General features: G+C 35.2%; 18 protein-coding genes, 1 pseudogene and 1 riboswitch. Of the genes and pseudogenes, 12 read left to right on the top strand and 7 right to left on the bottom strand.

Annotation, left to right across the window (positions count from 1 at the left end; genetic code table 11):
* Window positions 1-175 precede the first annotated feature (175 nt).
* Entirely contained in the window at window positions 176-1600 is a 1425-nt protein-coding gene (locus ACTYA4_RS04390) for an alanine/glycine:cation symporter family protein (RefSeq protein ID WP_445505529.1), read from the top strand.
* Window positions 1601-1789: 189 nt separating this feature from the next.
* Here ACTYA4_RS04390 and ACTYA4_RS04385 read toward each other — a convergent pair whose 3' ends face one another.
* Window positions 1790-2647 carry a dimethylarginine dimethylaminohydrolase family protein gene (locus ACTYA4_RS04385; protein ID WP_443480384.1) on the bottom strand — a complete coding sequence of 286 codons (858 nt, stop codon included), beginning with the start codon at window positions 2645-2647 and terminating at the stop codon, window positions 1790-1792.
* A 352-nt stretch (window positions 2648-2999) separates the two neighbouring features.
* Between ACTYA4_RS04385 and ACTYA4_RS04380 the strand changes: the two are divergent.
* Both ACTYA4_RS04380 and ACTYA4_RS04375 read left to right on the top strand, forming a co-directional pair.
* A pseudogene (locus ACTYA4_RS04380) lies at window positions 3000-3605 on the top strand (bifunctional transcriptional activator/DNA repair enzyme AdaA); the annotation flags it as partial.
* A gap of 21 nt (window positions 3606-3626) precedes the next feature.
* Window positions 3627-4160, top strand: a complete 534-nt coding sequence (locus tag ACTYA4_RS04375; RefSeq protein WP_443480438.1) for a methylated-DNA--[protein]-cysteine S-methyltransferase — start codon at window positions 3627-3629, stop codon at window positions 4158-4160.
* Window positions 4161-4359: 199 nt separating this feature from the next.
* On the opposite strand, the gene ACTYA4_RS04370 is transcribed toward ACTYA4_RS04375, so the two are convergent.
* The 3 genes from ACTYA4_RS04370 to ACTYA4_RS04360 form a co-directional block, all read right to left on the bottom strand.
* Window positions 4360-5211 carry a dimethylarginine dimethylaminohydrolase family protein gene (locus tag ACTYA4_RS04370; RefSeq protein WP_443480383.1) on the bottom strand — a complete coding sequence of 284 codons (852 nt, stop codon included), beginning with the start codon at window positions 5209-5211 and terminating at the stop codon, window positions 4360-4362.
* Between the two features lie 70 nt (window positions 5212-5281).
* Window positions 5282-6703, bottom strand: a complete 1422-nt coding sequence (locus ACTYA4_RS04365) for an amino acid permease (protein WP_443480382.1) — start codon at window positions 6701-6703, stop codon at window positions 5282-5284.
* A gap of 192 nt (window positions 6704-6895) precedes the next feature.
* Window positions 6896-8104 (bottom strand): ornithine--oxo-acid transaminase, encoded by a 1209-nt coding sequence (locus tag ACTYA4_RS04360; RefSeq protein ID WP_443480381.1) that lies wholly within the window; start codon window positions 8102-8104, stop codon window positions 6896-6898.
* A gap of 320 nt (window positions 8105-8424) precedes the next feature.
* Between ACTYA4_RS04360 and ACTYA4_RS04355 the strand changes: the two genes are divergently transcribed.
* Both ACTYA4_RS04355 and ACTYA4_RS04350 read left to right on the top strand, forming a co-directional pair.
* Window positions 8425-9165, top strand: coding sequence for an IclR family transcriptional regulator (locus tag ACTYA4_RS04355; protein WP_443480380.1), 741 nt, complete (start codon window positions 8425-8427; stop codon window positions 9163-9165).
* A 709-nt stretch (window positions 9166-9874) separates the two neighbouring features.
* On the top strand, window positions 9875-11032 hold the full coding sequence (locus ACTYA4_RS04350) for an MGDG synthase family glycosyltransferase (protein ID WP_445505528.1): 1158 nt from the start codon (window positions 9875-9877) through the stop codon (window positions 11030-11032).
* A gap of 637 nt (window positions 11033-11669) precedes the next feature.
* On the opposite strand, the gene tatC is transcribed toward ACTYA4_RS04350, so the two are convergent.
* The 3 genes from tatC to ACTYA4_RS04335 all read right to left on the bottom strand — a co-directional run bounded on the left by tatC (window position 11670) and on the right by ACTYA4_RS04335 (window position 14314).
* A complete protein-coding gene (gene tatC / locus ACTYA4_RS04345; RefSeq protein WP_443480378.1) occupies window positions 11670-12416 on the bottom strand; it encodes a twin-arginine translocase subunit TatC in 747 nt (248 codons plus the stop codon).
* A gap of 65 nt (window positions 12417-12481) precedes the next feature.
* On the bottom strand, window positions 12482-12664 hold the full coding sequence (locus ACTYA4_RS04340; RefSeq protein WP_443480377.1) for a twin-arginine translocase TatA/TatE family subunit: 183 nt from the start codon (window positions 12662-12664) through the stop codon (window positions 12482-12484).
* 12 nt (window positions 12665-12676) lie between these two features.
* A complete protein-coding gene (locus ACTYA4_RS04335; RefSeq protein WP_443480376.1) occupies window positions 12677-14314 on the bottom strand; it encodes a PhoX family protein in 1638 nt (545 codons plus the stop codon).
* Window positions 14315-14856: 542 nt separating this feature from the next.
* On the opposite strand from ACTYA4_RS04335, the gene ACTYA4_RS04330 reads away from it, so the two are divergent.
* The 7 genes from ACTYA4_RS04330 (at window position 14857) to tenA (ending at window position 23336) form a co-directional block, all read left to right on the top strand.
* Window positions 14857-15540, top strand: coding sequence for a response regulator transcription factor (locus ACTYA4_RS04330; RefSeq protein ID WP_443480375.1), 684 nt, complete (start codon window positions 14857-14859; stop codon window positions 15538-15540).
* Complete coding sequence (locus tag ACTYA4_RS04325; protein ID WP_445505527.1) at window positions 15537-16556, top strand: ATP-binding protein; 1020 nt, start codon at window positions 15537-15539, stop codon at window positions 16554-16556. Before ACTYA4_RS04330 ends, ACTYA4_RS04325 begins: the two co-directional genes overlap by 4 nt.
* Window positions 16557-16860: 304 nt before the next feature.
* On the top strand, window positions 16861-17625 hold the full coding sequence (locus ACTYA4_RS04320; protein WP_443480373.1) for an ABC transporter ATP-binding protein: 765 nt from the start codon (window positions 16861-16863) through the stop codon (window positions 17623-17625).
* Entirely contained in the window at window positions 17612-19537 is a 1926-nt protein-coding gene (locus ACTYA4_RS04315; protein ID WP_443480372.1) for an FtsX-like permease family protein, read from the top strand. Before ACTYA4_RS04320 ends, ACTYA4_RS04315 begins: the two co-directional genes overlap by 14 nt.
* A 107-nt stretch (window positions 19538-19644) precedes the next feature.
* A complete protein-coding gene (locus ACTYA4_RS04310; RefSeq protein ID WP_443480371.1) occupies window positions 19645-20832 on the top strand; it encodes an aminotransferase-like domain-containing protein in 1188 nt (395 codons plus the stop codon).
* A 189-nt stretch (window positions 20833-21021) separates the two neighbouring features.
* A riboswitch (TPP riboswitch) is annotated at window positions 21022-21122 on the top strand.
* A gap of 260 nt (window positions 21123-21382) precedes the next feature.
* Entirely contained in the window at window positions 21383-22672 is a 1290-nt protein-coding gene (locus ACTYA4_RS04305; RefSeq protein ID WP_443480370.1) for an acetylornithine deacetylase, read from the top strand.
* On the top strand, window positions 22662-23336 hold the full coding sequence (gene tenA / locus ACTYA4_RS04300) for a thiaminase II (protein WP_443480369.1): 675 nt from the start codon (window positions 22662-22664) through the stop codon (window positions 23334-23336). Before ACTYA4_RS04305 ends, tenA begins: the two co-directional genes overlap by 11 nt.
* The last annotated feature ends 200 nt before the right edge of the window (window positions 23337-23536 follow it).

Below are 23536 nucleotides of genomic sequence, written 5' to 3'. Positions count from 1 at the left end.
ATATTCTTAGTAATAAAAGTTAACAAGATGTATAAAAAGTATTTTGCTAAAATTTTACTTATACTTAAAGTTTAGTAAATTTTTATCGGATTTTGTCTCTTTTTATATGATGTAAAGTATGATATCGAAGGGTGTTAGATAAAAGGATCTCAGCTTTTTATGAGGAGGAAAATAATTGGAACAAGCTTTAATAAATGTCATTGGGGAATTGAACGATTTTTTATGGTCTAAGTTGTTAATAATTATGTTGATTGGAACCGGTCTATACTTCACGGTTAAATCACGATTCTTGCAAGTTCGTATGTTGAAAGAAATGTTCTTTGTATTAAAAGAAGGGAAAACAGGTTCTAAGTCTGGACTCTCTCCGTTTCAGGCATTTTGCATCAGCATGGCGGCTCGTGTAGGTACTGGAAATATAACTGGTATTGCCATTGCTATTGCACTTGGCGGTCCTGGCGCCATTTTTTGGATGTGGGTTATTGCGCTAATTGGTGCTACTTCTAGTTTCGTTGAAAGTACACTTGCACAAATTTATAAAGTGAAAGACAAAGAAGGTTTCCGCGGCGGTCCTGCTTATTATATGGAAAAAGGGTTAAAAAAACGATGGATGGGTGCTGTATTCGCTGTCTTAATTACTCTTTCTTTCGGCTTCGTTTTTAATGCGGTACAGTCGAATACTATTACAGTAGCATTTGAAAACTCTTTCGGAACAGACCGCCTTACACTTGGCATTATTATGACCGTTGTTTTTGCTGCTATTATTTTTGGCGGTATTAAACGCATTGCGAAAGCATCTGAATACATTGTCATTGTATTAGCGGTTCTTTATATCGGCATTGCTTTATTTATTACCGTCATGAATATTACAGAAGTGCCTGGCGTTCTCATGCTGATTTTTAAAAGTGCATTTGGCTTGGAGCAAGCGCTTGGCGGATCATTTGCTGCCATCATCATGAATGGGATTAAAAGGGGACTATTCTCCAATGAAGCAGGTATGGGAAGTGCACCAAACGCAGCAGCAGCTGCTGTCACAAGCCATCCTGTTAAACAAGGATTAATTCAAGCTTTGGGCGTGCTTATTGATACGGGAATTATTTGTACTAGTTCTGCGTTTATTGTCCTGCTTTCACCGGTTTATAAACAAACAGAATTAAGCGGGATTGAGTTAACGCAAGCTTCACTAGCTACCCATATTGGTTCATGGGCTCCAGGTTTCCTTGCCCTTATGGTATTGCTGTTTGCATTCAGTACATTAATCGGAAACTATTATTATGGCGAAACAAATATTGAGTTTTTAAATACGAATAAGACAGCGCTTATGGTATACCGTATAGGTGTACTTGTTATGGTTCTCTTTGGATCTGTAGCAAAAGTGCAGCTAGTGTGGGATTTAGCAGATTTATTTATGGGCTTAATGGTAATTGTCAACTTAATTGCGATTTTGTTTTTATCTAAAATTGCCTTTGCGGCAATGAATGATTACATTAAACAGAAAAAAGCTGGGAAGGACCCTCAGTTTTATAAAGACAGCATCGAGAATCTAGAGGGCATTGAGGGTTGGCCATCTTCTTCTAAAAATAAAAAAAGCAATGTGATTTAATTTTAAAGTGTAAAAAACAGCCACAATTTTTTCAAGCAGATGAATTGTGGCTGTTTGTTGTTTACACTCTTTTCGTATAGTTTGTTGTTATTTACCCCGCAGCCTAAAATACACTTCGCTTTCCGTGGACGAGTGCCAAGCCTTCTCGTCGCTATACTCCTGTGGGAAAAAGGAGTACCACTCACGTATTTATTCCCGAAAGATAGGCAAAGAGCAGCAGCGAAAGGAACCACCTGATTTAATAATTTCGGAAAAATCAACTTCAATAACATGAAATCCTGCATTCCGTAGTTGCTCATTTATTCGTACATTTTGAGGAAGGCTTAGCATTTTCCCTGGTTCCAGTGACAGTACATTTGGCCCCATTGAAAATTGTTCCGCTTCGTCAACTTCAATTAACTTATAATGCTTTCTTATTAACGTGAGTGCATCTTCGGAGAAAGCATTTGAATAAATAATTGCTGTATTAGATGAAACAACATTAAATACACAATCTAGGTGCAGTATCTCTTTTTTTAATAGCAGAGGGATTACTTCATGAGTAGTAAGTTTAGTTTTTAATTCATTAACTGCTTCTTGAGAGGTCCTGCCACTTAGGCCAACCCATACTTTATTTTCGGTGATAATAACATCCCCACCTTCAATAGGACCTGATGTAATTTCAACATATGTAAAATGATGATAATCCAGCCAGTTTTTAAGTGCCGCTTCTTCTCCTTTACGTATATCGCTTTTCATATTTCCAATATATAAGGTATTCCCCAAACAAAAGCCAATATCTCTAGTGAAAACCTGTTCGTTATAACGTTCGTCGGGGGGAAGCATATGAACTTCTACCCCATTTTCCTGTAATACTGTAACAAATTCCTCATGTTGTTTCATAGCTTTCGCTTGATCAATATTATCCAAAAGATAGAGTTTCTGAGTCTCATTTATTGCTTGTTTGATACTCATATATTTCGGAGAACACACGACTACATGCTTCAGATGGTTATATTCCGTCCTGCAGTTTACATTACAGAGGCTTCCACTTTCTATCATTGTCATTTGCTCCCCTCAATAAATTTGAATATTAAAAATACTGAAGTTAATAGCTTACTAAAGTGATGCTTAAATAGGATATTTTCAAGCACTCAGAACAAAATTTCGACTCATGTTCAAATCTATTTATGTCATTTTAACAGATATGTTATGGTTTAATCCATCAAAAGCATAAAGGAAAATATAATATGTATTCCAGCATAAACTATTTTTTTATATAATATGCAGAAGTTAGTAAAAGGTTAATAACCTAGTCTCATTTTGTTATCTTGCTATTTCATTTTTAAAGCCTTATTTTTTCAAATTTAAAAGGTTATAGTGTTAGGTATGAAGCAAGTTAAAGAAGAGGTGAGGTATAATGAAGGACAGCGCCAATAATGGATTTCAAATGAGTCATGATCATGAACATTTGAAAGGCCTCGAAATGATGACAAATGAAATGTGGCAAGCAATTATAGATAATGATGCTTCGTACAATAAACAATTTTGCTATGCTGTAAAGACCACGGGGATTTTCTGTAAACCGTCATGCAAATCCCGCCTTCCGAAAAAAGAAAACGTGCTTATTTTTCAAAACGCAGAACAAGCACTTCATGCAAATTTTCGCCCTTGTAAACGCTGCAAGCCAACTAATGAGAAGTTGCCTGATAGTGAATGGGTTGCTTTTATCACTGAATACATTGATAAAAATTTTATCAAAAAATTAACGTTAGAAACGTTGGCGAATATTGCTCATGGGAGTCCTTATCATTTACATCGAACGTTTAAAAAGATGAAAGGAATTACACCAGTTGAGTATATACAACAGGTTAGATTAAATGCGGCTAAAGAGTATTTAATGCAAACGAATAAAGCTATTGCGGATATTGCTAGTTGTGTAGGTATATCCAATACTTCCTATTTTACAACTTTGTTTAAAAAGAAAATCGGCTATACGCCAGAACAATATCGTCAGCTGCGTCGTAAAAAAGGGAGGGGATCTAAAATGAATTCAAAAGAAACACCAATTATTTATTGGTCTTTGTTGAAGTATAAGGATTGGAACTTTTATATTGCTTCCACATCTAAGGGGCTATGCTATGTTGGTTCACAGAACAAACCGTACGAGGAATTGGCTGCATGGGCTATAAAAAGCTTTCCAGGGAGTCCTCTTGCTGAGGAAAGAGAAAAACTTGAACCCTATACGGTTGAAATCATTGAGTATCTAGAAGGAAATCGGAAAACTTTTACTGTACCATTTGATTATAATGGAACAGCATTCCAGCTTACAGTCTGGAACGCGCTTTGTGAGATTCCGTACGGACAGACGAAGTCATATTCCGACATTGCAAACGATATAAATAAACCATCTGCTGTTCGTGCCGTAGGGGCGGCCATTGGAGCTAATCCAGTTTTAATCACTGTGCCATGTCATCGTGTAGTAGGGAAGAATGGGGCGTTAACCGGTTATCGTGGTGGTTTAGAAATGAAGACACAGCTTTTAAATCTGGAAAGACAAGGTTTACCCAGCAATGATTAATAATTAGCGCAAGGAATAGAAGAGAATGACATTCTTAAATTGCAGACAACTAGACATATCATGAAAGCACCTACAGAAAGAAAACGTTTCATTCTGTAAGTGCTCACTGTACATAAAAGCTCTCACAAAAAAGAGTATGCAATGCGATTATTGTGTACAGATTTTGTTTAAGTTACTTTTTCTTGATGGCAAATACTTATTACATCCGCAAGATAGGCAAAGAACAGCAGCGAAAAGAACCACCAGATTTAATAATTTCGGAAAAATCAACTTCAATCACATGAAATCCAGCTTTGCGTAATTGTTCATTCATTCGTACATTTTGAGGAAGACTGAGCATTTTCCCTGGTTCAAGTGACAGTATATTTGGTCCCATTGAAAATTGCTCCGCTTCGTCAACCTCAATTAAGTTATAGTGCTTTCTTATTAACGTAAGTGCATCTTCGGAGAAAGCATTCGGATAAATAATCGCCGTATTTGGTGAAATCACATTAAATACACAATCTAGGTGCAATATTTCTTTTTTTAATGGGAGAGGTATTACTTCATAAGATGGCAACAATATGTTTAATTCATCTATTGCTTCTTGAGATGTCCTTTCACTCAAACCAACCCATACTTTATTTTCAGAGATAATAACATCTCCGCCTTCAATTGAACCTGATGTAATTTCGCTATATGTAAATCCATGATGATCCAACCAGTTTTTGAGAACTGATTCTTCTCCTTTACGAATATCACTTTCCATACTTCCGATAAATAAAGTATTACCTAAACAAAAGCCAATATCCCGAGTAAAAACCTGCTCATTATAACGAGCATCAGGTGGAAGCATATGAACTACTGCTCCATTTTCCTGAAGAACCTTTACAAATTGTTCATGCTGTTTCATAGCAATCTCTTGATTGATATTCTCTAAAAGATATTGCTTTTGCGTCTCATTAATAGCTTCTTTGATCTCCATATATTTTGGTGGACACACAACTACATGCTTTAGTTGATTGTATTCGTTATGGCATTTTATCTTAAATAGATTTTCGCTTTTTATCATTGTTGTTTGTTCCTCTCTAATACTTTGAATTAGTTATTTCAATACGAAAAGATTAGTGATCATTTAATCCTTAACGGACATTAGTTTTTCTGATAGTGCTCTTATTTTCTTGGATTTTCCTTTTTTTCTTGATGTTAAAATGATAATACAAATAGCAGAGTGCAATAAAAATTCCGCCCCCATATAAACCCGCCTTTTGATCTGGAATAAAGAACAGACTAATTAAGACTAGCCCATTCAATACAAATCCGAGGATTGGAACAATAGGGAACAAAGGTGCTTTAAATTTTAAATCTTTAATATCGCCGCCTTCATTAATAAAACGTCTGCGAAAGAAGAAATGAGAAGCACAAATGCACATCCAGGACACAATTGTGCCGACTCCGGCGATGGAGATTAACCACAAGTATACTGTGTCAGTTGAAAAGAAACTTGTTATTAAAGAAAATGAAGCAACTGCAAAGGTAATAAGCAAAGCATTTATAGGTACACCTTTTTTTGATAATTTTGATAAACGAGAGGGTCCCATTTCACTTCTTGAAAGTGACCATAACATTCTAGCGCCTGCATACAACCCAGAATTTGCAACCGATAATACTGCTGTTAAAATAACAAAGTTCATTATATCTGCAGCATAAGGAATCCCGATTTTATCAAGTACAGCCACAAAAGGACTTTCAGTAACGCCTGCTGTCTTATAAGGAATAATAGCTGCTAGTACAAACATTGCTAACACAAAGAAAAACAATGTTCTCCAAACAATATTACGTATCGAATTAGGAATTGTTTTTTCTGGATTTTCACTTTCTCCTGCTGCAATTCCAACAAGCTCTGTACCCTGGAATGAAAAACTGACCATCACTAATGTGAGAAGGACAGCTGTCATGCCATTAGGAAATAAGCCATGATCAGTTGTAAAATTTGATAAAAAAGGAGCTGCTTCATTTCCTTGAAAATGAATAAATCCAAACGTGGCAGCAAGACCGATAATGATAAATAAGACGACTGCTGCTATTTTAATACTTGAAAACCAAAACTCTGTTTCAGCAAAGCTTCGTGCAGATATTACATTGACTAATAAGGTGATACTGCCAAAAATTAAACACCAAACCCAAATGGGGATATCAGGAAACCATCTTTGCATTAATATACCGGCGGAAGTAAATTCTAGTCCCACCGTATTTGCCCAACCAAACCAATATAGCCAGCCAATCATAAATCCTGTAGAAGGACCTAAATATTTAGTGGTATAAGATTGAAATGATCCAGGTTCTGGCATAATAACTGCCAATTCTCCAAGGCATAACATGACTAAATACATTAAAAATCCACCAAGTATATACGCAAGCATAGAACCAAGAGGTCCAGCTTGACTAATCGTAAAACCTGATCCTAAAAATAATCCGGTCCCAATGACTCCGCCTAATGCAATCATAAAAAGATGCCTGCTTTTCATTGTCCGTTGTAATTCATATTGCTTAAAGCTGCTCATTATTTTCCTCCATACGTATTTTAAAGATACTTTTTGTTAAAATGCATGAATGCATATTTATAAACTTTAACGTATTTTTATTCTCTGAATTTTCAGAATTTAAAAGTTATAAATATGCACCTACAGATAGTAGTTGTTGTTTCTGTAGGCGTTTCTTTTAAAAACAACTTATAAGAAAAGTTAATTTTTTACTTATTTCTCTTCAAAGACTTTATAAATTCTTTCAATGGCCCAGTCTAATTCTTTCTTAGATATAGTAAGTGGTGGAGCAAAACGAATAACAGTATGATGAGTTTCTTTACATAGCAAACCTTCTGCTTTTAACTTTTCACAATAAGATCTTGCTTCTTCATGTAATTCTACTCCAATAAATAAACCTCGGCCTCTTACTTCTTTAATAACGGGGGTATTGATTGCTTGTAACTTTTCTTTAAAATAATTTCCTAATTCTAATGAACGCTCTGCTAATTTTTCTTCTTCAATAACTTCTAAAGAAGCTAAAGATACCGCACATGCGAGCGGATTTCCACCAAAAGTAGACCCGTGAGAACCAGGATTAAACACTCCTAGTATATCTTCATTCGCAACGACGCATGAAATAGGGAATACACCACCGCCAAGTGCTTTGCCTAGAATTAATACATCAGGCTCAATAGCTTCCCACTCGTAAGCAAACATTTTTCCTGTCCTTGCCAACCCAACTTGGATTTCATCTGCAATGAATAGGACGTTATGTTTTTTACAAAGTTCGAATGCTGCTTTTATGAACCCTTCTGGTGGCAGTATAATGCCTGCTTCTCCTTGAATTGGCTCGATTAGAAAAGCGGCTGTGTTAGGTGTGATTGCTGCTTTTAAGCTTTCCAAATCTCCGTAAGGAACTAGTTTTATTCCAGGCAGCATAGGACCGAATCCGCGTTGATATTCAGCCTCTGATGATAAAGAAACAGCTGTCATCGTTCGACCATGAAAGTTCCCTGTACAAGCGATGATCTCTGCTTGATTTTCGGCAATTCCTTTTACATCATAAGCCCAGCGGCGTGCTGCTTTAAAGGCTGTTTCTACCGCTTCAGCTCCCGTATTCATAGGTAGTGCCATTGTTTTATTTGTTAAGGAACAAATTTTCTCATACCATGGACCAAGCTGATCATTATGGAAAGCTCGAGACGTTAATGTTACTTTATCCGCTTGACGTTTCAAAGCTGCAATAATTTTAGGGTGGCGATGACCTTGATTTACTGCTGAATATGCACTTAGCATATCCATATATTTATTATTCTCCGGATCTTCTACCCATACACCTTGCGCTTTTTCAATGACAATTGGAAGAGGATGATAGTTATTGGCGCCAAATTTCTCCGTTTGTTTCATAATTTTTTCCGTTTTTTTGACTTCAGTTGTCATTGTGATTCCTCCTTAAAATGTTTTAAAAATGGTTTTCGCTTGCATAGAAAGGATTAACCTAAATATAAGTAATACTCGTATGTAAAAATTAGAACATTATTTTGTGCGTTTCCGTAATGCGGAAAACTAATCTATAATATGGAATCACAAGTCTTATTTTTAAATAATTATCAATATATGTCAATAGTTTTTGTTATTTTTTCTCACATGAAATTTAAATGTATTGCACTTTTTTAATTTCATGTTGCTTTATATTACATGTTCTGCTAAATTTGTTGTGTACAAAATATTCTAAATAATAAGATGAGTTGAAGATAATTATGGTACAATCGATTGATCGAGCAGTAAGTATTATTGAACTATTAGCTTCTAAGAATGATAGAGAATGGTGGTCTATTTCAGAAATATCAGAAAGATTACATCTTCCTGCAAGTACAGCACATAGACTACTAAATTCTCTTATTCGCCATGGTCTTATCTTTCAAAATCCTGAAACAAAACTATATAAACTAGGATATTTGTGGATCGAGATTGGGTTGCGTCAACTTGAAAAGTTAGATTTTAGGTCTGTAGCTCGGGAAGTGATGAAACGTTTATCACTTCAAGTAGAGGAGAGTATTTATTTAAATATTCCAGATGGAACAGATGCTATTATTATCGAAAGAGTGGACAGTCCACTCAATGTACGTATTATTGATAAATTAGGTTTACGAATTCCACTTCATATTGGTGCAGCTAACAAAACGATATTAGCTAATATGAATTCGGAAGAGATGGGATTTATTGCAAAAAAACTTATTCCAACCTCGGAGAATTATAACATCTTATTAGAGCAATTATCCCAAATAAAAAGACAAGGGTATGCTGTAAGCTATAGTGAGAGAACAGAGGGAACCTTATCTGTTGCCGCACCAATCTTGGACTTTAATCATAAAGTTGTAGGAGCACTAAGTATAGGTGTTCTAAATTACCGTGTAAAAGAAGAACGATTATCCTTTCTAATAGATCGTGTTAAAGAAGCAGCTAATGAAATCTCTATTGCTATTGGCAGAACATCCTGAAAAGCGGTATTCTGCTATTTTTTTGTTAGGCTATGTTAAAGCTCATTGTTGATTTTGGCACTATGTTGATTGGAGTGGAAGGTGTGAGACTCCTGCGGGAAAAGCGAGTCAGAGGGAGACCCCACAGGCGCACAGCGCCGAGGAGGCTCCCGGACCGCCCGCGGAAAGCGAACGCCTGAAACGGAAATCAACAGGCAAGTTTAACAGAGCCTTTTGTTAAAAATAGAAAATGTTTTATCATACAGAAAAAAGAGATCGCAATATGGTGTAGTAGAAAACGAAAGAACAATGAACAAAACCCTCGTTTAAATTCCTAGAAATATAGGGTTAGAAGTAGGTAACTGTACCTGAATAAAGAAATTCTTCACATCCTTCTCAAAAAAAGAAGGGTGTTTTTTATTTTGTAAATGGAATGCTGATTAATAGAAGATAATCTTAATTTTTTTTTAACGAAATATTAAGATGAGATTCAACTTGTGTGTTTATAATTCAAGATGAAAATAATAGTATGTTCATCAAAATCCTCAAAAATGAAGTAATATAAAAAAATTTGTTTCATAAATATGTTTTAAATTTATATCTTCTTTTTTTTGAAAAGTTATCGATATTAATTAGGTTTTTTGTGGTCCTGTAATCAGTACGTGATTCCTCTACATTACTTAAAAATTAATTGTAAAGATTAAATTCACATATGAGGAGCCAATAAAGTATGTATGATAAAAGCAAGGATAAAATTCTTATACTATCAGCAACTTTTGGAGATGGGCATAAACAAGTGGCGAGGGCGATAAGTGAGGCTGTCGATTATACACTTCCTGATGCAGAGCCGATTATTTTAGATATGAAGGATTGGGTTCACCCGTATCTTTACCCTGTCAGCAACTATGTTTACAAAAGCAGCATTAAAAAATTCCCTCAAGTTTATAGCTACTTATATAGAAAGACCCGTGTAAAGACTGTGTTTTCGACCAAGTTGAATTCACTCTTTTCTATTGGAATGCAATCTATGCTCGAAATAATACAAAGGGTTAAACCTATGGTTGTTGTCAGCACCTACCCATTTGCCGCTGGAATCATTTCAAAATTAAAAGAGCAGGGCTTAATCGATATTCCTGCAGTGACAATCATTACCGACTATACAGATCATTCTTCCTGGATTCACCCATTTACCGACCAATATTTAGTCGGCTCTAGCCAGGTGAAAGATAGATTAATTTCAGTAGGAGTAGAGGAGTTTAAAATTAAACATACAGGAATCCCAATTCGTCAAAGATTCATTGAGAAACAGTCGCGAGAATTTTTATTTAAAAAATACCGGATGAATGCTAATAAATTCACTATTCTAGTGATGGGAGGAGGAGATGGTTTTATCGGCAAAGGTTTATCGACCTTCCAAGCATTAGAATCTATATCATCTAATTTACAACTGATTATTGTTTGTGGACGAAATAAGAAATTGAAAGAACAGTTGAAGCACGAACTAAAGAATTCTAAACATGATATTTTATTGATGGGTTTCTCCGAGAATATACATGAATTAATGGCAATTTCAGATGTTATGATAACAAAGCCGGGTGGGGTAACTACTGCAGAAGCTTTAGCGATGGAATTACCGCTATTAATCTACAATCCTCTTCCTGGTCAAGAAGAAGACAACGCTAGTTTTTTAATACAATCAGGATTAGCATTGTTGGCTAAAACTAAAAATGACTTGATTTTCAACATTCAAAGTGTAGTACATGATTCAAAACCATTAATGTTGATGAAACAAAGGACTAAGCAGCATCAAAAGAAAACGTCATCCTTAGATGCTCTTGATGTTATTGTTCGGATGAGCAACCGGGAACAGAAGCAAGAGATATGTTAATTGTTAAATCTTATTAGAAGGACCCAAGTAAAAAAAGCTTATCTACTCAGGGGATAAGCTTTTTTAAATTTTAATCCAAACATTATTTCAAGTGGTGATAATTCACTTTCTGTTACTCATTGATGATTTTTCACTGTTTCTTCGCCGGTTGTTTGAGTGTAATCAACTATGTACATAGTTACACGGTTGCACCCTTTATACTTTTCATATGATCTGCCTCTTAAATAACTTCCTATCCAGGTTTTAAAGATTCATCGCCTGCATTTTTTAATAGCTTCTAAAAAAGAGAGCACGTTTTGAAAAAAGATTGCTCAAAACATGCTCTTATATTTTTTAAAATTAATTAACACAAAGCTCTTTTTGATCAAACTTTTTAATCAAGCTGCATCTATCTTCTCTATAAAAAGGCATGGAGTAAAAGATTTTTATGATAGCTTCTTGATGACAAAATGAACAGGTATATTTATAATGTTTGATTTTTTTTACATGAGGAACATTTGTATTTTTAAGACCATCTTTCACATGGTTGCTGCACACCATCAACATATTTGAACCTCACTTTCTTCATCATAATATAAATAGAATTTTCGACGCTAAGCAAATTTTTAACAAAAACGAACTTCTTATGAGTTTTTGCTTACGAAGTTTTCTTTATTTCAATGACGTTATCCTGTTCGTGTTTAAGTTTTTTTCGATAGACGATTTTTGATAATGTTACACTAAATTCGTATAAAATTAAAAGAGGCACGGTAACTAATATGTCTGAAATAAAATCAGGCGGTGTAATTAATATAGATACAACGATAAGCAAAAAGTAAGATATCTTTCTTGCTTTTGAAAGAATCATAGGATTAACAACACCAAGAGAGGTAAGAAACATGACAACAAGCGGAATTTCGAATAAAAATCCAAATGGCAGTGTCAAGTTAACCATAAATTTAAAATATTTTTCAGACGTAAACATCGTTTCAAACTGGCCTTCAGATAAAGACAATAAAAAGCTAAGGACAGTTGGATATACGACAAAATAACCGAATGATAAGCCAGCGATAAAAAGGATAAACAGTCCAGGAATATACGACAAGGTTGTTTTTTGTTCTTTTTTAGAAAGCGCTGGTTTTACAAATAGCCATGTTTGATAGGCGGCAATTGGTATGGTAAGAGCAATCGCGATCACGCCGGAAATCATAAAATATACCCAGAGGATTTCACTTGGCCCCAATACAGCTAATTGATGGTCAAGATCACGAATAAGCCATGTGTAAATGTCCTGCACATAAATGAAAGATCCAACTAAAAAAATCATAAAGGCAATCAACGTATAGATAATCCGCTTCCTGAGTTCCTCGAGGTGCTCCACAAAAAGCATTTCTTGTTTAGCCATATAACTGCTCCTTTCTTAAAAATAAGAGGAAGATGTAAGCTTACCCGCTTACATCTTCTTCTACATTACTTAGATTGTGACTTATCTTCTTTCTCGTCTGAAGAAATTAAATCTTTCGCAGAGTTTTTAAATTCTCTTAAAGTATTTCCAAAAGCACGTCCAATTTCAGGCAGTTTAGACGGACCAAAGATTATAAGGGCAATAACTAAAATCAATATTAGTCCAGGTACACCAATGTTTTGTAGCATCGTATTTCCTCCTTAAAATTTAAATCCCGTAATAGCAACAACTGCCGGGCGAGGCATTTTTTCGCCTTTTCGGTGCGGCCATGTACTTGTAGGATTTTTAATATCTTCTGTTTCTTCACCAGGATGTTGAACAGATAAGAACAAGGTCTGTTCATCCGGAGCAAAACAGGGACCAGTAAGTTCTGCTTCTACAGGAGCAGAGGCAAACTGCTTAGCAATTCCTTTATCCGGGCCAACAGTAGGAATGACAAACATTCCATTGTTTTTGAATTTTGTCCATGCACCAGTATTTAATTTACTTGATGAAATATCTGTTACAGTCCATAAATTCGCATTGCTGTCAAAAGTCAAATTGTCCGGTGCACTAAATCCGCTTTGACGTCCGCCTGCTGCAAAAATTTCGTATTCAAATTCAGTTGCACCGTGGTCACCATTTTTTTCAAAGATACGAGTAATGTGCCCGTGTAAGTTTCCGTGCTTGTCATTATTTGTATGTGCAATAAAAATCGTGTGATCAAATGGTGAAATTTCTACATCCTCTGGTCGATCGGTAGGTGTTCCCCCGAGAAGGATAGCCGCTTCTTGACAGTAGGTTAAAACATCAGCTTGCGTTTGGAATTTTTCCAGTAAATCTGGTTTGCCAGCAGCTGCTTTTTTTACGGCATCAATTGTCAGAGCGATCCATTTGCCATTTTGTAAGTCTGCTACATATAACGTTCCTTCTTCAAGAAGACGAGAATTCTTTTTCCCTAATGAAGGTACATATTTATGTTTACTTACGAATTTATAGACACAAGCATCTTTTTTATCGTCTCCCATGTAAACAACGACACGATGATCTTTAGAAAGTCCCATTGAAGCATTTTCATGGTTGAAACGTCCAAGAGCAGTATGTTTTCGGACAGTAAACTTTGGATTGAATGGATCAACCTCGATTACCCAACCGTAATGTGTTTGATTTAATCCTGCCTTCATAGCAGGTTCTTCAAAGTTTTCTTCACAAGATAAAACTGTATTCCATAATGTTTTTCCACCAGAACAGTTAGCGAATGTTCCTTGAACGCTTGTTGCACCATTTACTGCCTTGCTTCCTTTTGCCGGTCCAGTAAGTGTAAAAGTTGTTAATCCTGATACTCGACGAGCATAAGTAGAAGAAGGATCCATTTTCCATTTGTTTGCTTTTTTGTCATAATACACTTCAATAATGGAACCACCTAGGTTGTACAGCATTTTTTCAATTTGGGCAGGAGTATATTTATCGTCTGCATTTGCTCCTTCCACGTACAGAGGGTTTGAATATTCGTGATTTACCCACAATAATCCTCGTTTACTGGAATTATTAATAGGAAAGTAAAGGGTGAAGTCATTGTTAAAACCAAATGTGTCCCCCTTACGATTGATTACATCGCCATAAGCGGCTACAACGTCATATTTAAATCCTTTTGGAAGAACGAGCTCGTCTTTTGCAGTAGCTTTGATTGGCGTAAACTTAAAGCCGTTTTTCTTTGGTTTTACATTTAATAGGCTGTTGGATTTTGCATTGGCTGTCTCGCTTAAAATACCTAAACCAGAAGTGGCAACTGCAAGGGCAGCAGCTCCTGTTCCAATTTTTGTTAAAAAGGTGCGTCGATCTAATGATTTTTCTTCCATCAAAATATCCTCCTCTATTTTCAAGAATCTTTACTCATCGTCAGGTTTATTCGAAACCAAGTTCCTTCCACTTTTGTAGCTGCAGTCTTTTTCTTTGCAAAAAGAACTAGACTTTGTGCGTTTAATCTCTATTAATCTATTAATAAGATGTCCAATCTGCATTTTTAGTGTAGGAAACTAATGTAAAGAGGGTGTTAATATTATTTAAATGATTGGTTAAGATTAGTTATGATTATCGATCCATTTTAAAAAGGGAAGTGAAACGAAACGGCCAAGTCATTTCGTTAACCCGCCAGTGCCTATTGTTTATCATACTTCAGGACTTTTCCCTACGGTTAGTCAAAGTCCCTTCAGTCTATACTTTTTAAAAAGTAAATAGAATATTTATGTAATTACCACAGAAATATTAGATTAAAATCTGGAAGAAATTGAATAGATTTTATACTAAAACGAATCATTTGACGATACTATTATAAAAGGTTAATATTCCCTTTGGTATTTCTGTAATTTGGATAAAAATTTCACGAAAGAAGATGAGGAAATTGAATCATATTTATAAATTATTGATTATTGAAGATGATAAGGATTTGGCAAATGTTATAAAAAATATTCTGGTAAAATGGAGATTCGATACAATTATTTGTGAGGACTTTGACAATATTTTAAAAACATTTGAGGAAGAAAAGCCGCATATTATTCTCATGGATATTAATATTCCAGGCTTGGATGGTTTTTATTGGTGTAAGAAAATAAGAGAATATTCAAATGTCCCTATTATTTTTTGTTCCTCTAGAGACAGCAATTTAGATATTGTAATGGCTATTAGCAACGGGGGTGATGACTACATACAAAAACCTTTTGATAGTCATGTGCTCGTAGCTAAATTACAGGCTATTATGAGGCGAACTTATGAATATAAAACATTAGAAAACCAGCTTATTGAATGCCATGATGTTATTCTAAATTTACATGATACAACCATACATTATCAAAATGAACGTTTAGAGCTTACAAAGAATGAATTTAAAATCCTAAAAACGCTGATGGAAAATAAGGGGAAAGTGGTAACTAGAGATAGTCTAATGAAACAACTTTGGAATGATGATGTTTATGTGAATGAAAATACGCTGACAGTTAACTTGAATAGATTAAGAAACAGACTTGGAGAAATAGGGGTTCAGAATATTATTCAGACGAAAAAAGGAATGGGATATATTATTCAATGAAGATAGCAGATTATTTAAAGATTAATAAACTATGGATGATGAGTAATATAACCATTCTTATCATTATTAATGGGATATTATTTAGCAGTATATCGCTTGAAAAAAGCATGGCAGATATTTTATATATGGACTTGCTGATAGTGATTATACAGCTATTAATTATGTATTATGGATACATTAAACAGAAAAGAAAATATGAAAATGTTTTTACTAGTTCAATAGATGCTTTAGAAAAAAAAGCCTCTAATGACGGAGACTTTTATATAAATTTGTTATTAAAAGAATCTAGAAAACAGCATAATAAGTTTCTTGAAATGGAAGATGATTATAAGAAAAGAATTAATGAAATACAGGATTATATGACTCAATGGGTGCATGATATTAAAGTTAATATAGCTGTATGTGATTTGCTGCTTGAAGAATTAGAAGATGAGAGCAGTAAAGAATTTCAAAACCAAATAGAACAAATGAAATTTAGGATAAATCACATTCTTCATGTAACAAGAGCTAATCATTATGATCAGGATATTGCAGCAGAAGATGTCGACGTTTGTCATTTATTAAGGAGCGCCATTAAAGAAAATGCTCTTTTCTTTATTAATAAAAATATTGAGATAGAAACAAAGCTGAAACCATTTAGTGTTATTAATGATAAAAGGTGGATTTATTATATTTTTTGTCAAATCCTTAATAACAGCAGTAAATATACTCCTGAGGGAGGATTATTACACATATATACAAAAGAAGATGAACAAGCTTATTATGTGAACATTAAAGATAACGGAATTGGTATTCCAATAGAAGAAATGACGAGAATTTTCGATAAAGGCTTTACGGGGAAAAATGGAAAAGTAGGAACGAAATCCACCGGTATGGGACTTTACTATGCAAAAAAAATGGCAGGAACGCTTAGTATAGGAATAGACGTTAAAAGTGAAGAAGGAATATATACAGAATTTACGATCATTTTTTATAAACTATCAGATTATTATCATGTTTCATCTATGTCACATTAGCAAGGGGGCAATTATGCTCCCTGCAGATGCAGTAATTAATAATACTTCAAAAATCTTCATTAAATAAAATTCCCTCCCATGGACTAGTAATAAGTAAAAAGGATTTTTTTCACCACAATCCTCAGTTAAAGCTAAGCATCTGAACTCCGGACCTCCCCCACTTTGAACTTACACTATAAACAAATAAAACTCCAACCTAACAACAATGTCACTTTAGATTTTTAAAATGTAACCTAAGTCGATAGTAGCTGGCTTTTTTAATCCATTATAATTTAGATACAAACAAATATGGAGGTTGTATTAATTGAAAAAAATGGTGGAAGTTTCGAATGTAATTAAAGAGTATGGCGAGATTGGTAGTACGTTTAGAGCCTTAAAAGAGGTAAGCTTACATATTTATAAAGGTGAATTTGTTGGTATTATGGGGCCTTCCGGATCTGGCAAGACAACTTTACTGCATATTATGTCTACTATAGATAAAGCTACTTATGGAAAGGTTTTAATAGATGGGAAAAAAATTAACACTTTTAAAGACGATGAACTAGCTAGATTCAGAAGAGATTCGATTGGCTTTGTTTTTCAAGCTTTTAATCTACTAGATAATATGACAATAAGAGATAATATTGCTTTGCCTCTTACTTTAAATAATGTAAAGCTCCCTATCATTATAAAAAAGATAGATGAACTTACTAAATTATTAGGAATTTCTAACCAGTTAGATAAGTATCCTTATGAATTGTCAGGTGGGCAAAAGCAAAGAGCTGCTATATCCAGGGCGCTTATTACATCACCAAAGGTAATCTTTGCAGACGAGCCAACAGGTGCGCTCGATTCCAAAGCTTCTTCTGAAGTTCTCGAGTGTTTTAAAAATATTAATAAAAAATTAGGAACAACTATTATTATGGTAACTCATGATGCAAATGCTGCAAGCTATTGTGACCGAATTATGTTCTTAAAGGATGGAAAAATTCATGGAAGGCTCGATAGTGATGGCGACAAAAAAGAACTATTCAAGAAAGTCTTAAATATGCTTGCTGTAATGGGAGGATCGGAAAATGAACTCCTTTAAAATTGCATATAAGCTTCTAAAGAACAATTTGAAGATATACGGATTATATTTCGTAGTTCTAGTCGTAACAGTAGCTACTTATTACAATTTCATAGCAATAAAATACAATGAAATGTTTGTTCAATTGGCAGAACGAATTCAGTCAGCCGTAGTAGCAAGTGGGACTTCTGGGTTTGTTTTAATCTGTACAGTCGTGTTTTTTATGTGGCACGCAAATGGATTCTTTTTGAAACAAAGACAAAAAGAAACCGGGTTATATATGTTGATGGGAATAAGCACTGCTAAGATTGGAAGAGTGTTTGCAATAGAGAGCATGCTTATAGGCGGATTATCTTTATCAATAGGTTTAATTATTGGCATATTATTCTCAAAGCTTTTCTTCATGTTATTAAGCAAAGCAATGTTTTTAGAAGTTGAATTCCCATTTAGTGTTTCAATAGAAGCTATTTTGCATCTCGTTATCGTTTTCGGAATTATATTTGTAGTATTGGGAGTAAGAAATTACAAAATGATAAAAAAATCCCAGTTGATAAATATGTTAAATGCCGCAAAAGAGAAGCAAGCTGCACCAAAATTTAGTTATAAAAAAGGATTTCTTGGAGTTCTTCTAATTGCATCTGGATATGTATTGGCATTAAATTTTAAGCCTTGGAATTTGGATCTATTGATTGCCTCTATGGCAATACTGGTTTTGGTTAGTTTAGGAACGTATTTCTTCTTTGGGAGTTCCATGACAATCATATTCAGTAAACTAACAAAATCGAAAAAGATTATTTATAAAGGTGTAAGACTGGTAAGTATAAGCAATATTTTCTTCAGACTAAAGGCCAATTATAGAAGTCTAGCAATGACAGCGATATTGGCAGCAGCAACCGTTACTGCTTTTAGTGTAAGTATTTCCTTTAAGCAGTTTGCAGAGAATCATAAGATGACAGAATCCCCATATAGCTTGAGTTTTGAAAGTAATTCTAATGAAATTAAGGCTAAAGTAGAAGCAGCCATTCAACAATCAGACAACAAACTATTAGGGATAAATGAAACGAGGTTCTTTATTGGTAAGGTTGAATATGTAGGGATGGACAAAGAGGTTGATTCTAATAATGAAGCGATAATTACTAGTTATTCTGAGATAAAGAAAACACTTGATTTTTTAGCTTATAAAAGTAAAAAGAGCTTATTAAAGCAAATAAAGCCTAAACGCAATGAAGTCACTTTTATTCTAAATGCTAATACAATAGCTTCTCCTATTTATGTTAAAGGAGAAAAGATAAGCTTATATGGAAAAGATTTTAATATCGCTGAATATACGCAAGTTCCTTTTACAGGCAACACTGCAAAATACGGCAAAAAAAATGTGTATGTTCTAAATGATCGTGATTATAAAAATTTAAGCAGAAACTCACCAGAAGTTATATTGAATGGAATCAAAATCTCAAATGAAGAAAAGAGTACAGAGATTATAAAGAAAATCAGAGAAATTGTTCCAGGCGGGGCAGCTAATGTAAACGGCTTGCTCAATCAGTATATTTGGGAATATTACGCTTTAGGCATCTTTTTCTTTTTAGGGTTGATTGTGTCTATTGTATTTATGCTTGCTACATTCGGTACGATATATTTTAAAATTTTGAGCGATGCATTTACGGATAAAGAACAGTATTCTATACTGAAAAAGGTTGGAATGAATAAAAAAGAAGTTCAAAAATCAGTTTATTTACAAGTAGGGATAACATTTCTTTTACCCGTTATTATTGGAATCATTCATAGTATCGTGGCCATGAACATGTTAGAACAGATAATGAATGTCAAATTTACATTACCAACTTTATTTAGTATAGGAGTATTTGTAATTATAATGATCTTTTTTTATGCAGGTATAAGCAAAAATTATACGAAAATGGTGTATGAAGACTAGAATGCTTATCGATTTTTTACAATTCAATGTTTACTTCTCCCCCTCAAAATAATAACATGAGAGAATAGCAAACAACTAGGATGCAATAGGTCGAGGGGGAAAAGAACATGGGGTATCAATATGCAAAAAGAATGGACAAGGTACAACCTTCAGCAATTCGTGAGTTATTAAAATTAGGGGCAGACCCGGATGTTATTTCATTTGGCGGCGGCTATCCTGACCCAACTTTGTTTCCGATTGATAAATTACGCAATGTATTTGATATGGTGCTGCTGGAAGAAGGACAGCAAGCTTTGCAATATACTACTTCAGAGGGGCATTTGGAGCTTCGACGCAAGTTAGTGAAACGAATGGAGAAAGTTGGGGTATCATGCGATTTAGATAATTTGTTTATGATTAATGGAGGGCAGCAAGGATTGGATCTTGTTGCGAAAATGTTTATTGATAGAGGAGATATTATTATAACAGAAGAGCCAACGTTCTTAGGAGCATTGGTTGCTTTTAATCCATATGAACCAGAATACTTAGGTGTATCGATGGATGAAGAAGGAATGGATATGGATCACCTGGAACAATTATTAAAAGCAAATCCTTCTGCGAAAATGATATATACGGTACCAGAATTTCAAAATCCGACAGGCGTAACGATGAGTTTAAATCGGAGAAAACGATTAGTAGAGTTGGCAAACGAATACGATGTCATTATTATTGAAGACAGTCCTTACAGAGAAATTCGATTTGAAGGGGAAGATTTGCCTGCTATTAAGAGCCTCGATACGGAAGGACGTGTTATTCATCTCGGAAGCTTCTCTAAAATTCTTTGTCCAGGCATGCGTCTTGGCTGGGTTGTAGCAGAGAAAGAACTCGCGGAAAAGCTTTGCTTATTGAAAATGGCAGCAGACACACAAAGTTCTACTTTAAATATGCATGCAGTAAATCGTTTTATGGATCTGTATGATTTAGATGAACATATTGTTCAACTGAAAAAGATGTATAAACATAAAAAAGATATCATGTTAGAAATAATAGAAAATACTTTTCCAAAGAATGTTCACTATACGAAGCCTGAAGGTGGATTATTTACATGGTTGACCCTTCCAAAGCATATTGATACGGTTTGGCTGATGAAAGAGCATGTATTGCCAGAAGCAAAAGTAGCTTATGTACCTGGCAGTAGCTTTTTCCCAGGAGAACCCGAACATAACCATTGCCGCATCAGTTATTCATATATGTCGGAAGAAAAAATTATCGACGGAATGACACAATTAGGAAAAATATTAAAAGAACATTGTTAAAGCCGAAAGCTTCATAGACTTCATATATATTTATTGAACAAACTGCTTTAGTGTGATAAAAATAATAATATGTGTTCAAAAAGGTAACAAATTAGAAGCAAGCCAACGAAGAGATTCGCAGCTTATCATTTGGTGCCTTTTTGAACTTCCTCTGATAAAGATAATCAGTAAATTCATAATTAAATAGATAGATGCCACTAGGGGTGCTTTTAAGCTGAGAGAGACTGTTGTCTCAACCCTTATAACCTGAACTAGGTAATACTAGCGTAGGAAAGAGGTTTTGTAATGGATGATTATCAGCGTGCATACGCTGATGATTCGTAATTATTTGTTTATTCCAAACACTTCTTTTCGAAAAAAGAAGTGTTTTTTTTACGTAAAAATATTAGAATTTTTATCTGAAGTTAGATGAATGTCTAGCTCCGGCGCCTAGCCCCTATGAAAAATAACCCTTTGCCTCTAAAAGTAAAAAGCACTTTTCGAGTCAAATGAACATTTTTCTTCGGGGCTGAGCAAGGCGCCTGCGCTTTTCTTATAAGGAGAGGATTCGATGGCAGAGATAATACAGTCGCTTGTTCAGCAAGTGGATGAACGGAAAGAAGAATTAGTCGAGTTGTTGAAAACGCTTGTGTCTTATAAAACACCGGCGCCGCCTGCAAGAAATACAAAGGATGCACAGGACTATGTTGCTAGTTTACTAGAGAAATTCGGTTTTTCGATTGATATGTGGGATGTGTATCCGAATGACCCGAACGTTGTTGGCGTTTTAAAAGGAACGAATTCTTCCAGTTATAAGAGTTTAATTCTTAACGGCCATATTGATGTGGCAGAAGTAAACGAAGGAGAACAGTGGCAGGGTGATCCATTTACCCCGATTGTAAAAGATGATGTCATTATCGGGCGCGGAGTTGCTGACATGAAGGGCGGTTTAGCAGGGGCGCTGTTTGCGATGCAGCTTTTTACGGAAGCAGGTGTAAACTTTCCTGGGGACTTAATTTTTCAATCGGTTGTTGGGGAAGAAGTAGGAGAAGCGGGAACACTTCAATGCTGCATGCGCGGCTATTCAGCAGATTTTGCAGTAGTGATGGATACGAGTGACTTGCATATTAAAGGTCAAGGCGGCGTTATTACTGGCTGGATTACGATTAAAAGCAAAAACACGCACCATGATGGAAGACGCCGCAATATGATTCATGCTGGCGGGGGATTGTTCGCAGCGAGTGCGATTGAAAAAATGGCAAAGGTTATTCAAGGGCTGCAAGACTTAGAGCGTCATTGGGCTGTTACAAAAAGCTACCCAGGCTTTTTGCCAGGCACAAATACAATTAACCCAGCTGTTATTGAAGGCGGAAGACATGCTGCGTTTATCGCAGACGAGTGCCGTTTATGGATTACCGTTCATTATTATCCAAATGAATCGTATGAACAAGTGGCAAAGGAAATTGAAGAACATATTTTACACGTTGCCAAAGCGGATCCGTGGTTAAAAGAAAATCCGCCAACATTTGAATGGGGCGGCACGTCGATGATTGTAGATCGCGGTGAGATTTTTCCTTCATTAGAGGTGGATGAAAATCATGCAGCCGTGCAGCTGCTAGCACAGTCCCATGAACAAATTTTACAAAAACAAGCAATAATGGATGTATCAACGAGTGTGACAGACGGCGGCTGGTTGGCGGATGCCAACATTCCAGCTGCGATTTATGGACCAGGGGATTTGCAAAATGCTCATACAGTCAACGAACAATTATCGATTGAACAGCTCGTTAAATATACAAAAGTGATGATCCAATTTATTTATAATTGGCTACATACAAGGAGTGAGACGAATGAAGTTTAGTGAACGATTATATGAAAACATTCAGCCAGTTTGGCGCAAAAACCATGCCCATCCATTCGTGCAAGGAATGGGCGGTGGCTCATTAGATAAAGAAAAATTTCGTTTTTATATGATTCAAGATTATTTATATTTAATTGATTACGCAAAGTTATTCGCATTAGGTGCAGTAAAGGCAACAGATTTGGAAACGATGGGGAAATTTGCGGCGCTGCTTCATTCGACGTTAAATGAAGAAATGTCCCTTCACCGTCAGTATGCGAAAAAGTTCGGGATTAGTGAACAAGAATTGGAAAACGCCGAGCCGTCGCCAACGACATTAGCCTATACACATTACATGCTGCACGTTGCGCAAAATGGTACGCTAGCAGAGCTAGTTGCAGCCCTTTTACCGTGTATGTGGAGCTATTGGGAAATTGGCAAAGAGTTAAGTCAAAAGCCAGGAGCAATTGATGATGAATTTTACGGAGAATGGATTTCGATGTACAGCTCTGCTGAATTTGGCGAGCTTGCAACGTGGTGCATCAACTTATTCGATGACTTAACAGCTGGAAAACCAGAGTCGGAATTAGCGAAACTAGAAGAAATTTTCTTAAACACGACCCGCTTTGAGTATATGTTTTGGGATATGGCCTATAACCATTCGATGTGGCCTACTGACGAGTAAATTCGTTTAACTTTAAATATCGCTTTAATCAGAAGGCGTAATCAAAACCCTATAAAAATACAAAATATAGGAAACAGAGGTACAACGTAAAAATAATGTACCTCTGTTTATTATACATATATTTAAAAGGGGTTTGTCACAGTCTGATAGAAAGGGATTATCCCTTTCTATTCAAGTTGCTTTCTCTCATTATTTGCAAA

The organism is Niallia yueguangensis (genome assembly GCF_052663115.1).
Note: the sequence above shows the minus strand (reverse complement) of the source record. Positions and strands in the feature narration are given on the sequence as shown.